Source organism: Bradyrhizobium sp. (assembly GCF_016213215.1).
Taxonomy (GTDB): domain Bacteria; phylum Pseudomonadota; class Alphaproteobacteria; order Rhizobiales; family Xanthobacteraceae; genus Bradyrhizobium.
Map to the genome: position 1 here is coordinate 16,891 of NZ_JACRAW010000151.1, position 13,274 is coordinate 30,164.

Consider the following 13,274-nt stretch of genomic DNA (forward strand, 5'->3'; position numbering starts at 1 on the left):
CATTCGCGGGGCGTGACGATTCAAACGAGGGCCAGAATGGAACCTACGCCACGCTCTCCAGGAACGCCTCTTCCGCGGCGTGCACGGCGTCCGGGGTGCCGACATGCATCCATACGCCGTCCAGGCGCAGACCGAACAGCCGCTCCTGTTCGTTGGCGCGGTCGAACATCTTGGTCAGCGAGAATTCGCCCTCGGGAGCGCCCGCAAACAATCCCGGCGACATGATCGCGGCGCCGGCATAGACGAACGGCACGACCTGGTTTTCGCGGCGCTTGCGCAAGGCCCCGTCCGCCAGCATGGCGTAATCACCGCGGCCGCTGTAGCCGATGCTGTTCGTGGTCGGGGCCATCAGGAGCAGGATATCCATCCGCGCGGGATCGAAGCTTTCAGCGAGCCGCTCCAGGTTTCGGCGCACGCCATCGATCCACATCGTATCGGAATTGACGTGGAAGAACGGCGCTTCGCCAAGCAGCGGCAGTGCCCTGACCACGCCGCCGCCGGTGCCGAGCACCTGGTCGCGCTCGTCCGAAATGATGACCCGCGGACGCGTGCGGCCGGCGACATGCTCGATGATCTGATCGGCCAGGTAATGCACATTGACCACGGCCTCAATGGCGCCGGCGTCGGCAAGCTTGTCCAGCACATGGTCGAGCAGCGGCCGTCCTGCCACCGGCACCAGCGGCTTCGGCAGCTTGTCGGTCAAAGGGCGCATCCGCAGGCCGAAGCCCGCGGCGAGTACCATGGCTTTGGTCGGTTTGACGGACATCCAGGCGCTTCTCGAACTCCTCCTCGTTCGCACCGATCCTAGCATGCGGATTCGGCCACTGTACCGATGCCGCCGGCCATAACACGTCCGGTGTGACGATTATGCGACAGATGCTGCATCTATGAGCCGGCGAGCGCGCCCCGCGCCGTTTTTTTCTTTCCGGCGCCCTGCTTGATGAAAGTGACGCCGATCTGTTCGCCATTGACCCACGACAGTGCGCAGCGTCGATAGGCAAGGCCGGTGGAGGAAAGCAGGAGAAAGAACTCCTTCAGGTTCAGGCCCTGGACCGAGCCTTCGATGGTCAGCTTGGCACCGGTGTCGGAGACGTCATGCACGAGACAGCCGCGCCGCCACGTGCCGTCGATTCCCATCATCTGGGCCGGAATGCCGCGCTCGAAGGTGACGCGCGCACCCTGGCGCCGGTCTGATGTCATGTGGCTTGCTCCGCTCCTGCCTGTCAGGCCTCCGCGCTGAAGTTAGCTGTGCCTTGGCTAACGGCGAGTAAATCAGCTCAAGGGCGGCGGGACGTGGGCGAGATACCACTCGCGCAGGTGCTGAAGCGACGGGTGAGCCAGCGAGCGGCTGAGATAAGTCCAGATGCGCGGTTGATGGCGCAGATATTGCGGCTTGCCGTCGCGGCGGTTGAGGCGCGCGAATGTGCCCAGGAGCCGCGTGTTTCGCTGCGCCGACATGAGGGCGTAAAGCTCGGCAAAGGCGCCCGGATCGAAGGTGGGCTCAGCCGCGCGGCGTGCCTTGATGTAGCGCGACAGCAGCGTGAGCTCGGTCGTTTCGGGCACGTCGATCCGAGCGTCCTGCAGCAGCGACACGACGTCGTAGGCGGCCGGCCCCAGCACGGTGTCCTGGAAGTCGATTACGCCGACGCGGGCGATGCCGCTCCGCTGGGAAAGCCAGATCAGGTTGGGCGAATGGAAATCGCGCAGCACCCAGGTCTTCGGAGCGACCGCTGCCTTCTGCAGCAGCTCGCGCCACATCGCGAGGAATTGCTCGTGCTCATCGGGGCTCAACCTGGCGCCGCGGTCCGGCAGATACCATTCCACCATCAGGCCGATCTCGATCAGCAGCGCCTCGGTGTCGAAGACCGGAATGGCGTAGCTTGCCTGCTCGGTCAGCGGCAGGGTCTCGGGCAGGAATTTTCCGTGCAGCACCGCCAGCATGTCGGCCGCTGCTTCATAGCGTTCGGTGATCGGCCGAGGCGGATCGCCTTCGATGAGGCTCTCGCTGCCGAAATCCTCGGTGATGAGGAAGCCGCTGTTAAGATCGGAATGACGAATTGAAGGCGCCGAGAAGCCTTGCTCGCGCAAGCCGTTGGCCATCGCGACAAAGGGCTTCACGTCTTCGGCGAGATGCACGGCCGCGCTGTAGGACTTGCCGTTGTAGATCGCCGGGCCGTCGGGCCGGCGCGGGAAGTTCATCAGGATGACCACGCCGTCGTGCCGGAACAGCCGGGCATAGGAACGGGTCGAAGCATCGCCCGCCATCCTCTGCCGACGGGCGTCGATGTAGCCGGCCTCTTGCAGAAACGTGCGCAGCGACTTCAGCCGCTCGACCTGGGCGCCCGCCTTGCCATAGCCTGTGATTTCGGCCGATCGCGCCGAGGGGCCAAGCGGGTCGGCATGGCTGAGTGCGACGTCGATGCGGTCCCGGGGCAGGGCCGACGGCGCGCGCTCCGGCCATTCGATCAGCGTCAGCGCGTCGTCCGGCAGCGGCGCCAGGCCGATCTCCTCCAGCTCGGTCGGATCCTCGATACGGTAGAGGTCGGCATGCACGGCCGGAAACGCCGGCAGCTCGTAATTCTGCACCAGCGTGAAGGTCGGGCTCGGCACTTCCAGTGTCTCGTCGCCGGCCAGATACCGCAGCATGGCGCGCGCGGCCGCGGTCTTGCCCGCGCCGAGATCCCCCGACAAGGTGATCACGTCGCCCGGACCTGTGAGCAGCGCGAGATCGGCCATCAGATGCGCCGTCGCCGCCTCGTCGGCAAGCACGACGGAGAATGTCGTCGTCGGGCTCATTCGGCGGCGTCGCGATGCGCCGCCTGATCGATCGGGAAATCGCACGTTACGGTCGTGCCTTTGCCGACGATCGAATCCACCCGCACCTTGCCGCCGTGCAGCTCGACGAAGGAGCGCACCAGCGACAGGCCGAGACCTGCGCCGCGATGCCGCGAACCGTGCGAATGGCTTTCAAACCAGTTGAATACCTTGTCCTGCATCTCGGCCGGAATGCCCGGTCCGGAGTCGATGACGGTGAAGACGACGCTTCGGTCGGTTCGGCGCGCGGTGATGCCGACCGCCGCGTCCGGCGGCGAGAAGCCGACGGCGTTGGCAAGCAGGTTATAGAGCACCTGCACCACACGGCGCTCGTCGCCGACGAAGCTGCCGATGTTGGGCGCGACGTCGACCTTGAGACGGATGCGATCGGTGGCGAGCCGATCCTGGATGCCCTCGGCGGCCGCCTCGATGGCCTTGCCGATGTCGACCGGCCCGAGCTCGAGCTTCATCGCGCCGGCATCGATGGTCGCCAGATCGAGAATGTTGTTGGTCAGCGCCAGCAGCGCGTTGGTCGACTTGGTGACGTAGTCGAGATACTCGGCCTGCTTCGGCGTCAGCGGACCGGTAGCGGGATCGCTGAGGAAATGCGCGAAGCCGATGATCGTGGTCAGCGGGGCGCGCAGCTCATAGGAGACGTGGTGGACGAAGTCGAGCTTCATCTGGTCGGCAGCTTCCAGCGCCTCGTTGCGCTCGCGGAGCGCGCGCTCGACGTTCTCGGTGTCGGTGATGTCCTGGAACGTCAGCATGGTGGCACCGTCGGGAAGCGGCCGGACCACGCAGTCGAGCACGCTGCCGTCCTTGCGCTCGAGCTTCAGCGGCACCTCCACCCGGTTCTCGATCGAGGTGATGGCTTCGCGGATTCTCCACCACGCGGTCGCATCGTCGAACAGCGGCCGGCACCAGCTCTCGACGGTTTCGATGTGCGGCTGTTCGCGCAACGCTTCCGGCGACAGCTTCCACATCCTGGCGAAAGCCGGATTGAACAATTGTGCCCGGCCGTTGCTGCCGAACACGGCGACGCCCTCCGCGAGACTGTCAAGGGTTTCGCGCTGGACGCGGATCAGGCCGTCGAAGCGGCGCGCCAGGTCGAGGCTCTCGGTCACGTCGTCGAACAGATAGGTGACGCCGCCTTCCGGATTCGGCGTGGTCACGACGCTGAGCGCCCGGCCGTCGGGCAGGAACCATGTGTCCTTGGTAGGTTCCACCGCGCGATAGGCCTCGTGCAGCTTCGCTTTCCAGGCGCGGAAATCCGGCTGTTCGGGCAATTTGCGCGCGGCGCGCAGCTGGTCGAGGATGCTGGAATCGTCTGGGTTGGAATCGAGGAAGGCGCGGTCGAGGTCCCACAGCCGGCGATAGGAGTCGTTGTGGAAGGCGAGGCGGCGCTGGCCATCGAACACGGCAACTCCCGAGGACAGCTGGTCGAGAGTGCGGCGATGTGCGTCCGCCATCTGCACGAGCGCCGAGCTCAGCGCATGGGCTTCGCTGGCGTCGATGGCTATACCGACACTGCCGCGGCCCATATTGACGGTGTGCACGTCATAGATTCGGCGCTCGCCGCCGATCACGATCGGCAGGCGTGCATCGAAGCTCGCGGAATTCTTCAGGGCGCGTTCCATATCGGTGCGGTCGCCGCTGTCGAGCAGTTCGAGGTTGCGTTCCAGCGCGTCAGTGACGCTTGTCGCTTCCGTAGCCCGCACGTAGGCCGCGTTGGCATAGCTCAGATTGCCCTTCTCGCTTTTGGCCCAGATCGGCCACGGCGCGGTGGCAGCGAAGCCGCGCAGCATCTCGCTCTCTTCCAGCAACGCCCGGTGACGCAGGCTGGTTTCAGCCAGTTCACGCCGCAGGCCTGAAAGTTCGCGGATCCGTACGATAGCCTGACCGCCGATCGCGCGGCCGATCGCCTCGATGGCGTGGCCGGACGCGGTGGTAAGGTTAAGGTGAAAGCCTTCGCCATGGTCGCGAAGCGCATCGATCGCGTGATCCATCTGCAGCGCAGGTTCAGGCGACAGCCAGGTTCCGAAGGCGAGAACGCGCTGCGGGGAGGCATCCGGCGACAGCACCAGGGAAATATCACCGGAGATTTGCGGGCGGTTGTCACCGGCCGCCCAGGAGATCAGGACCTGCGGTTCGGCGAACAGCAGGGCGCTAAATCGATCGGCTTGAAACTGCAGTTCGCCGATTTTCGTGCGCAGCCGCGCCTCATTCTTGGCCGCGCCCACGCGGGTGCGCATCAAGAGAATGGCGGCGACGACCGAAAAACCGAGCAATGCCAATGCCGTGGCCAGCACGGCGAGCTCCTGCCGGTTCAGATCCAACAAGCCAAGGAGCGCGTGGGTGAGGTCGGCGGCTTCCGCCGGCGCAGCGGGCAGCAACGCCGTCGCGACGAGTCCCATAAGGCCGTCGCGCGCCAACGATGTGCACGACAGCAGCGTCCGACGCATCGACACGATCACGCCTGACATAGTTGCCCCAAAAACCGCACGAAATTACGCCCGGCGTTCCCCGCCGTGCGCGAATCAAGGGACAATATCCTCCAAGGTGACTCCAGCAGTAAGAGTCCAGATCGTGAACGCGATAGCAGGCACACAAAAATGCCGGCGCGTTAACTTCGCCGGTTCAGCTTTCGCGAAAAACGATCGGATTTTCAGGCGAGTTAGCGTCCGGTCGAACCGAAGCCGCCGGAGCCGCGATCGGTTGTGGAAAGCGAGACGGCGGGAACAAGAATGGCCTGCACCACGGGCGCGATCACCATTTGCGCGATGCGCTCGCCGCGCCGAATCGTGAAGGGCTGATCCCCATGGTTTATGAGGATCACACCGATCTCACCGCGATAGTCGGCATCGATGGTCCCCGGCGAGTTCAGGACGGTGACGCAGTGCTTGGCCGCCAGTCCCGAGCGCGGCCGTACCTGGGCCTCATATCCGGGCGGCAGCGCAATGCTGAGGCCGGTCGGCACCATTGCATGTCTGCCCGGCGCAAGTGTCAGCGGCGCAACTTCGGGAACTGCGGCGAGGAGGTCGAGACCCGCAGCCTCGGCAGTCTGGTAAGCGGGCAGCGGCAGGCCTTCGCCATGCGGCAGGAACTGAAACTCGACGGTGATACGCGTGCTCATGGCGCCAGCTCCAGGGTCCTGTCCGCAACGGCCTTCACAACATGCGCGATGAGTTCCTTGGCCACTTCTTCCTTTGTCATGACAGGCCAGGAGTCGACGGCGATGTCGCCGTCCGTGCGCGTCAGCAGATGCACGGTGTTGCGGTCGCCGCCCATCACGCCGGTAGCAGGCGAAACGTCATTGGCGACGATCCAGTCGCAGCCCTTCTTCTTCAGCTTGGCCCTGGCATTGTCGATCAGGTGCTCGGTCTCGGCGGCAAAGCCAATCACGAGCGGCGGTCGCTTGTCCCTCAGCTTCGAGACGGTGGCGAGAATGTCGGGATTTTCCACCAGTTGCAGCGGCGGCATGCCGGCCGAGGTCTTCTTCAGCTTCTGAGCGCCTTCATTGGCGACGCGCCAGTCGGCCACCGCGGCGGCAAAAATGGCAATGTCCGCCGGCAGCGCGCCTTCCACTTCCTGCAGCATCTGGCGCGCCGACTCGACGTGCCTGACCGATACGCCGGGGGGATCGTCGAGGTCGACGGGACCGGCGACCAGGATCACCTCGGCGCCGGCCGCCTGTGCCACGGCGGCGATGGCAAAACCCTGCTTGCCCGACGAGCGGTTAGCGATGTAGCGGACCGGGTCGATCGGCTCGTGGGTCGGGCCGGCCGTAATCAGCACGCGTTTGCCGGCAAGCGGCCGCGGCTGCGGCGGCCGCAGCAGGCGTTCAACCGCATCCGCTATTTCGACCGGCTCCGCCATTCGGCCGACCCCGGCCTCGTTTGCTTCCGCCATCTCGCCGGCGTTGGGCCCGACCATGACGACGCCGTCGCGCCCTAGCTGGCCGACATTGCGCTGCGTCGCCGCGTTGCTCCACATCAGGGGATTCATCGCCGGCGCGAGCAGGATCTTGCGGTTCGTGGCGAGCAGGATGGCGCTCGCGAGGTCATCGGCAAGACCATTGGCCATCTTGGCCATCAGGTCGGCGGTCGCGGGCGCCACCACGATCAGTTCGCAGTCGCGCGCCAGCCGAATATGGCCGGCGTCGAACTCGCTCTGCGGGTCGAACAGATCGGTGTAGACACGCTCATGGGACAGCGCGCTCGCCGACAAGGGCGTGATGAAATGCTGCGCCGCCCTGGTCAGGACGCAGCGGACGCGGATGCGTCGTTCCTTGAGCCGGCGGATCAGGTCAAGTGATTTGTAGGCGGCGATGCCCCCGCCGATAATGAGCGTCACACGGAGTTCGCCAGGCGCGCGGGTGCGTTGCGGGCCTGGTGACGGGACGACAGCGCCTGGGGATACAGGGGGCGCGACAGCGGCCTCCTCCGGGCCCTGGAGCGTCTCCCGCAGGATCACCCGGACCTCTTCCTCGACCGAGCGGCCGCTCCTGGCGGCACGTTGTCGCAGGTCGAGCTTGATAGCTTCGTCGAGCTTGCGGATGGTTAGGCTTGCCATGAGGCCTCGTCCATTTGCCAGCAATGCTAGCATGGAGTGATTGCATTGCAATCACAAATTTTGGACGGCGACCAGAATCCCGATGAACGTCCCGGCGATGATCCAGAGCGCCACAGTGCGCCAGCGATTCTTGCGGCCTTCGGTCCGGCCCATGGCGGCGATCGTCTCCGGCGCCAGCCTGATGCCCTCCCGCGTCATGGTCTCGAGCTGCTCCAGCACCGCGACGGAACGGGCCGCGATCTCGGGCAGGTTGACGAGGACGCGGGCGAGATCGCCGGCGCCAGCCGCCGCGCCCTGGATGCGGCCGACGGGGCCGAGATTGCGCTCGATCCATTCGCGCACCACGGGTTCGGCGGTCTTCCAGATGTCGAGCCTGGGATCGAAGCCGCGCGCCACGCCCTCGACCACCACCATGGTCTTCTGCAGCAAAATCAACTCAGGACGGGTGCGCATGTCGAACAGGCCGGTAACCTCGAGCAGCAAGGTCAAGAGCTTCGCCATCGAGATTTCTTCGGCGGTCCGGTTGTGGATCGGCTCGCCGATGGCGCGAATGGCCTGCGCGAAATTCTCGACCGAGTGATGCGAAGGCACGTAGCCCGCCTCGAAATGCACCTCCGCCACGCGACGGTAATTGCGGGTGATGAAGCCCAGCAGAATCTCGGCGAGGAAGCGCCGCTCCTTCACCCCGAGCCGGCCCATGATGCCGAAATCGACCGCCACCAGCCGTCCGGCCCCGTCGAGGAAGAGGTTTCCGGGATGCATGTCGGCGTGGAAGAAGCCGTCGCGCAGCGCATGGCGCAGGAAGCTCTGAATGATCTTGCGGCCGAGATCCGGCAAATCGACCTTCGCCTGCTGAAGCCGGGTATGGTCGCTCAACGCGATGCCGTCGATCCACTCCAGCGTCAGCACGTTATGCGTGGTGCGGTCCCAATCGACCGCGGGCACGCGAAAATCCGGATCGTCGCGGGTGTTCTCCGCCAATTCCGACAGCGCGGCGGCCTCGAGCCGGAGGTCCATTTCCATCGCGACCGAGCGCGACATGGTGTTGATGACCTCGACCAGCCGCAAGCGGCGCGCCTCGGCCGAATAGGTCTCGGCCTGGTGCGCGACGAAAAAGAAATCGGAGAGGTCGCGCCTGAAGCGCGCGGCGACATTGGGCCGCAGCACCTTGACCGCCACCGGATGCCGCTCGCCGTCGCGCAAGACCTCGCCGCGATGAACCTGCGCGATCGAGGCCGCCGCCACCGCCGGGCCGAAGCTTGCAAACACCTCGCGCAGCGGCCGCTCCAGCGAGGTTGCGATGGCAGCTTCGGCTTCATCCTGCGGGAAGGGTGGCAGGCGGTCTTGCAGGCTTTCCAGGTCGCGGGCCATGTGGACCCCGACGACGTCGGGCCGCGTCGCCAGGAACTGGCCGAGCTTGAGATAGGCCGGTCCCATCCTCGTCAGCGCGCGCGACAGCCGCGGCCCGTACTTGACGCCGCGCCGTTCGATCAGCCGCGCCATTCGCAGCGCGAGCTGCCCCGGGGGCGGCACCAGAGACGGGTCGACGCCGCCGAACACGCCTTCGCGCGCGAACACGAAGGCGGCGCGGGCAAGACGCGCAATGTGGGTGAGGGCGGAGATCACAAACGCCAGCCCGAATGCAACGCCACGATGCCGCCGGACATGATCTGCCAGTTGACGCGGGAGAAGCCGGCCGTGCCGATCATCTCCGCAAAGGCGCCAGGCCTCGGAAACTTGCGAATCGATTCGACGAGATACTGATAAGACTCCGCATCGCCCGTCACCATGCGGCCGAGCGGCGGAATGACCTTGAAGGAAAACAGCTCATAGAGGCGATCGAGGCCGGGCATTTCGACCGTGGAGAACTCCAGGCACAGGAATCTGCCGCCCGGTCTCAGCACGCGGAAGGCCTCGCGCAAGGCCGCGTCGATCCGCGGCACGTTGCGGATGCCGAAAGCGATCGTATAGGCATCGAAGCTGCGGTCGGGAAAGGCGAGCTCTTCCGCGTTGCCTTCGACGAAGGAGACGCGATCGTCCAGATGCTGCGCCTGCGCGCGCTGGCGTCCCACCGCCAGCATGTCCGGATTGATGTCGCAGACGGTGGCACGAAAGCCCGGACCGGCCGCCCTGGCGGCGCGGAAGGAAATATCGCCGGTGCCGCCGGCGACATCGAGCAGCGCGAACGGCCGCTGGCCTTTGGGCGGGTTGAGCGTGGTGACCATGATGTCCTTCCAGACGCGGTGCAGGCCGCCCGACATCAGGTCGTTCATCAGGTCATAGCGCGACGCCACGCTGTGAAATACGTCGTTCACCAGCGTCTGCTTGTCGCCCAGGGGCACGTCCCTGAAGCCGAAATGCGTGGTTTCGCCCGGTCGATCCATCAACTTAACTCCGCCGGCGCGACCATAGCGCGCCCGCCGCGATGGCGCTATCACGTCACCTTCAAAAGGTGAATGCCGGCCTATGCCCGAATTGCCCGAAGTCGAGACCGTCCGCCGCGGCCTTCAGCCGGTGATGGAAGGAGCCAGGATCATCAAGGCGGAGGTGCGCAGGGCGGACCTGCGCGTCCCCTTTCAACGGGATTTTGCGTCGCGCTTGCAGGGGCAGACGGTCACCGGGCTCGGTCGTCGCGCCAAGTACCTGCTCGCGGACCTCGCCTCGGGCGACGTGCTGCTGATGCATCTGGGCATGTCGGGCTCGTTTCGCGTCGTCAAAGCGGATCATGCCAAGACCCCCGGCCATTTCCATCATCCGCGTGGCAAGGACGACGCCCACGACCATGTGGTGCTTCACCTGTCCTCGGGCGCTGACGTCGTGTTCAACGATCCGCGCCGCTTCGGGCTGATGAAAATCGTCGCGCGCAAGGCGCTGGACCAGGAGCCGCTGTTGCGCGGCCTTGGCCCAGAGCCACTCGGCAACGAGTTCGATGCGGTGATGCTGGCGCGGGCCTGCGCGGGCAAGAAGACCAGCCTCAAGGCGGCGCTGCTCGATCAGCGCGTGGTGGCGGGGCTCGGCAACATCTATGTCTGCGAGGCGCTTTATCGCGCGCGTCTGTCGCCCCGGAGATTGGCGGCGACGCTCTCGACCAAAGCCGGACAACGCAAGGGCGTTGCCGGAGGCGAACCGACCGATCACGCCAGGCGCCTCGTCGCGGCGATCCACGCCGTTCTGAACGAGGCGATCAAGGCCGGCGGGTCGTCACTGCGCGATCACCGCCAGACCACGGGCGAGCTCGGCTATTTCCAGCACTCGTTTCAGGTCTATGACCGTGAGGGCGAGAAATGCCGCAGCCCCGGCTGTGGCGGGACCGTGCAGCGCTTTACCCAGAACGGCCGGTCCACCTTCTGGTGTCCGAAGTGCCAAAAGTGAGCGGCCAAGCGGCTCAGGACATCCGCGCGATCTGCTTGGGTGCGAGCGCGGCCAGCGCCGGCATGATCTCGGGCGCAGCAGCAAGTGCTTCGGACGCGGACGACAGGCTGAGCCTTTCCTCGACCCACTGCCAGAGAGCGCGAATCTCCTCGGCTGATTTGCCGTTAGGTGCGTACTCGCTCACCGCAAGCCCGGCCGCCAGCGCGTCCTGATGGTCATTGCGCATGGCGATCAGGGGACGCGCCAGCACGTCCGCAAGGTCCAGCGCGGCTTCCTCGCAGAGTGCGTTCGCCGCCTTGTCGATGCGCTGACCGCGGATCGGCGTCTGGTTCAGCACGAATGCGAACGGCCGCCTCCAGGCTCTCACGATGCTGAGCGTGGCGGCGGTGGCCTCGATGTCGGGCACGCTCGGACGCGCAGGGATCAGGCACAGGTCGGCATGGCGAATCGCGGCCGTCATCGGGGCGGTGAGACCGCCGGCGGTATCGACCACGACGAGCGATACGCCGCTCTCCATCAGTGCCCTCAGGCGCCGCTCGACCTCGCCGGCATGGTAGGCGCTTTCGACGAGTTGCTCGCCGTTGCCGCGGCGGCCCTGCCAGTTCGACAGCGTGCCCTGCGGGTCGGTCTCGATGATGCGGACGACATGTCCAGTTTCCTTTGCCGCCAGCGCGAGGCCGACAGCCAGCGTGCTCTTGCCGCTACCACCCTTTTGGGTGGTCAGTACGATCGTGTGCATGGAGGTAGATCCTCTGGATTATCCTGGGTCTGCGCTACGCCACGCGAACGTGCATCGTACAGATGCTGAGCGATTCTCGCTCAGGACGTGCCCAGCCCGATCCAGAGAGGATCGCGGTAGTCCGAATCAGAAATGAATTATGTCGAAATATGGGATGCCGGCGAATCCGTACGAGTACTGTAACAATTTTGCCGGGTATCGATTCGCTTGCGGCGCCGCGCGTTCAGCCATGCCGGTCAGTGGCGTCCCTCGGCGTGGGCGAGATCGGCTGCCGCATGCGCCACGAGGTCGACGGCGCTGGCGCTGGTCGCCAGCGACCGCACCTTCACGTCGATGGCGACGAGCTTCCATTCGCCTTCCGAAACCGAAAAGTCGAGCTCGTAAGTAAGCCGTGACGGCGTGGTGTCGAAACGGCCGCGCAGCAGCAAAGCACCTCTGCCGTCGACTACCGGCGCGCTGGTGGAAATGATCGGCATGGCGGCGATGGCATCGATGTGGTGCCCGGCAAAGCTCTTGAAGGCCTGTTTCAGCGTATCGGCGCTGTAGCTGTCGCGGAACGGCTTGGCCATCTTGGCAAACATGACGTCGTAGTTGCCGGTCAGGTTGGCATCGTTGAGCGTCAGCAGTGACGTCTTGACCATCACTTCCTCGACCGCCGACGTCGGCAGGGCTGGAGATTGCGCCGGGGCGGACGTGCTGCACCCCGCGACCGTGGCGAGCGCGGCGATGATGATGGTCGAAAGGCGTTTCATGCGCACATCAAGTGCTATTTGCGGACGCAGATCACGCGCAGCACCGCGCTCTTTGCATCCGCCGCGGCGCCGTTGGGGTTAATCCCCTGCGACTTCAGGAAGTCGCGAACGATGTCGGGCGTGACAATGACGGCCTGCGCGGCCGATGCGGCATTGGCCGGACCCGCCACGATCGTCGGCTTCAACAGGGCGATACCTGCAAATCTGCCGTCGCTGTCGATCGCGGGTGCGCCGGAGAATCCGATGCCTGGCGGCGGCGACAGGGCAAGCTCGTTCCCGGAAGGTGCCGTCGTGGCCTTGACCGTAGTGACGGCCGAAGCGCCGCCCTGGCTCTGCGGGTCGGCAATGCCGATAATGTCGAGGCTGCTCTTCGGCGCGCCGCCGGCGAGGTTGAGCGGCTTCAGACCGCGCGCGCCGTAGAGGCGCAGCAGTGCCAGGTCGTGGTCCTTGTCCTCGGCCACACGGTCGGCATTGCCGTAACCGCCAATCGCAATGGCGATGCAGCCGTCCGCGACCTGGCGATCCGTGATGATCGCGCCGTCCTCGCTCACCACGATGCCGGTGCCGTATTCGACGGTCTTGCGCGGCGCCGGGCCGCCAGCCTGCACGCCCGACGGAAACGCATTGAAGGCGCTCGACATCGCGATGACCACAGGCTCGACCGCATTTTCCATAGCCTGGTCGTAGAGGATGGTCATGATCCGGACTTCGTCGCCCTTCAACGTGCCGCGCACATAGAACTTCCTCAGCCCCTGCAGCCCCGACAGCACGAAGAAGTCGGGCTTCACCGCGGTGTAGTCGACCTGTCGTCCGGGCGGCTCCTTCTTCTGCTGGTCGGCCAGTCTCGCCGTGGTCGGGTTCGCTTCCTTGCGCCGTGTCAGAAGGACCTGGACGGTTCCGGTCGGCGACGTCCATTTGGTGCCGCTGGCCTCGCTCGATTGTTGCGGTACGAGCTTGCCGGGAATTCCGAGCCGCGCGCCGGTTACGGGTTCAGTGACGATCTTCCAGCCGACACTTTCCTGTCG

Annotated in this window: 12 protein-coding genes; 1 reads left to right on the forward strand and 11 read right to left on the reverse strand. The window is 65.5% G+C overall.

Annotated elements, in window-relative coordinates; all coding sequences use genetic code 11:
- Nucleotides 1-43 precede the first annotated feature (43 nt).
- From HY852_RS24545 to ubiE, 8 genes are all read right to left on the reverse strand, one after another.
- Nucleotides 44-766, reverse strand: a complete 723-nt coding sequence (locus tag HY852_RS24545; RefSeq protein WP_291607489.1) for a nucleotidyltransferase family protein — start codon at nucleotides 764-766, stop codon at nucleotides 44-46.
- A gap of 119 nt (nucleotides 767-885) precedes the next feature.
- Nucleotides 886-1,200, reverse strand: a complete 315-nt coding sequence (locus tag HY852_RS24550) for a PilZ domain-containing protein (protein ID WP_291607490.1) — start codon at nucleotides 1,198-1,200, stop codon at nucleotides 886-888.
- 72 nt (nucleotides 1,201-1,272) lie between these two features.
- Complete coding sequence (tsaE, locus tag HY852_RS24555) at nucleotides 1,273-2,796, reverse strand: tRNA (adenosine(37)-N6)-threonylcarbamoyltransferase complex ATPase subunit type 1 TsaE (RefSeq protein ID WP_291607491.1); 1,524 nt, start codon at nucleotides 2,794-2,796, stop codon at nucleotides 1,273-1,275.
- Entirely contained in the window at nucleotides 2,793-5,297 is a 2,505-nt protein-coding gene (locus HY852_RS24560) for a PAS-domain containing protein (RefSeq protein WP_291607492.1), read from the reverse strand. Before HY852_RS24560 ends, tsaE begins: the two co-directional genes overlap by 4 nt.
- Nucleotides 5,298-5,488: 191 nt before the next feature.
- Nucleotides 5,489-5,947: a dUTP diphosphatase gene (dut, locus tag HY852_RS24565; RefSeq protein WP_291607493.1), complete on the reverse strand. Its 459-nt coding sequence runs from the start codon at nucleotides 5,945-5,947 to the stop codon at nucleotides 5,489-5,491.
- Nucleotides 5,944-7,386, reverse strand: coding sequence for a bifunctional phosphopantothenoylcysteine decarboxylase/phosphopantothenate--cysteine ligase CoaBC (gene coaBC, locus HY852_RS24570; protein ID WP_291607494.1), 1,443 nt, complete (start codon nucleotides 7,384-7,386; stop codon nucleotides 5,944-5,946). The genes dut and coaBC overlap by 4 nt, the downstream gene beginning before the upstream one ends.
- 51 nt (nucleotides 7,387-7,437) lie before the next feature.
- Nucleotides 7,438-9,012: a 2-polyprenylphenol 6-hydroxylase gene (gene ubiB, locus HY852_RS24575; RefSeq protein WP_291607496.1), complete on the reverse strand. Its 1,575-nt coding sequence runs from the start codon at nucleotides 9,010-9,012 to the stop codon at nucleotides 7,438-7,440.
- The gene (gene ubiE, locus HY852_RS24580; RefSeq protein ID WP_291607497.1) at nucleotides 9,009-9,770 is read right to left on the reverse strand and encodes a bifunctional demethylmenaquinone methyltransferase/2-methoxy-6-polyprenyl-1,4-benzoquinol methylase UbiE; all 762 of its coding nucleotides are present in this window, start codon (nucleotides 9,768-9,770) and stop codon (nucleotides 9,009-9,011) included. The genes ubiB and ubiE overlap by 4 nt, the downstream gene beginning before the upstream one ends.
- An 82-nt stretch (nucleotides 9,771-9,852) precedes the next feature.
- On the opposite strand from ubiE, the gene mutM reads away from it, so the two are divergent.
- Nucleotides 9,853-10,758, forward strand: a complete 906-nt coding sequence (gene mutM, locus HY852_RS24585) for a bifunctional DNA-formamidopyrimidine glycosylase/DNA-(apurinic or apyrimidinic site) lyase (protein WP_291607499.1) — start codon at nucleotides 9,853-9,855, stop codon at nucleotides 10,756-10,758.
- 13 nt (nucleotides 10,759-10,771) lie between these two features.
- Here the strand turns inward: mutM and HY852_RS24590 are convergent, their stop codons facing one another.
- The 3 genes from HY852_RS24590 to HY852_RS24600 all read right to left on the reverse strand — a co-directional run.
- Nucleotides 10,772-11,497 (reverse strand): ParA family protein, encoded by a 726-nt coding sequence (locus HY852_RS24590; RefSeq protein ID WP_291607501.1) that lies wholly within the window; start codon nucleotides 11,495-11,497, stop codon nucleotides 10,772-10,774.
- Nucleotides 11,498-11,733: 236 nt separating this feature from the next.
- Nucleotides 11,734-12,249, reverse strand: a complete 516-nt coding sequence (locus tag HY852_RS24595) for a hypothetical protein (protein ID WP_291607503.1) — start codon at nucleotides 12,247-12,249, stop codon at nucleotides 11,734-11,736.
- Between the two features lie 14 nt (nucleotides 12,250-12,263).
- Nucleotides 12,264-13,274: serine protease (locus HY852_RS24600; RefSeq protein WP_291607504.1), on the reverse strand; the 1,011-nt coding region annotated here is incomplete at its 5' end.

Excerpts from the sequence above, each read along its gene's own strand:
- HY852_RS24545 (WP_291607489.1), bottom strand. The coding sequence starts at position 766 with ATGTCCGTCAAACCGACCAAAGCCATGGTACTCGCCGCGGGCTTCGGC.
- HY852_RS24550 (WP_291607490.1), bottom strand. The coding sequence starts at position 1,200 with ATGACATCAGACCGGCGCCAGGGTGCGCGCGTCACCTTCGAGCGCGGC.
- tsaE (WP_291607491.1), bottom strand. The coding sequence starts at position 2,796 with ATGAGCCCGACGACGACATTCTCCGTCGTGCTTGCCGACGAGGCGGCG.
- HY852_RS24560 (WP_291607492.1), bottom strand. The coding sequence starts at position 5,297 with ATGTCAGGCGTGATCGTGTCGATGCGTCGGACGCTGCTGTCGTGCACA.
- dut (WP_291607493.1), bottom strand. The coding sequence starts at position 5,947 with ATGAGCACGCGTATCACCGTCGAGTTTCAGTTCCTGCCGCATGGCGAA.
- coaBC (WP_291607494.1), bottom strand. The coding sequence starts at position 7,386 with ATGGCAAGCCTAACCATCCGCAAGCTCGACGAAGCTATCAAGCTCGAC.
- ubiE (WP_291607497.1), bottom strand. The coding sequence starts at position 9,770 with ATGGATCGACCGGGCGAAACCACGCATTTCGGCTTCAGGGACGTGCCC.
- mutM (WP_291607499.1), top strand. The coding sequence starts at position 9,853 with ATGCCCGAATTGCCCGAAGTCGAGACCGTCCGCCGCGGCCTTCAGCCG.
- HY852_RS24590 (WP_291607501.1), bottom strand. The coding sequence starts at position 11,497 with ATGCACACGATCGTACTGACCACCCAAAAGGGTGGTAGCGGCAAGAGC.
- HY852_RS24595 (WP_291607503.1), bottom strand. The coding sequence starts at position 12,249 with ATGAAACGCCTTTCGACCATCATCATCGCCGCGCTCGCCACGGTCGCG.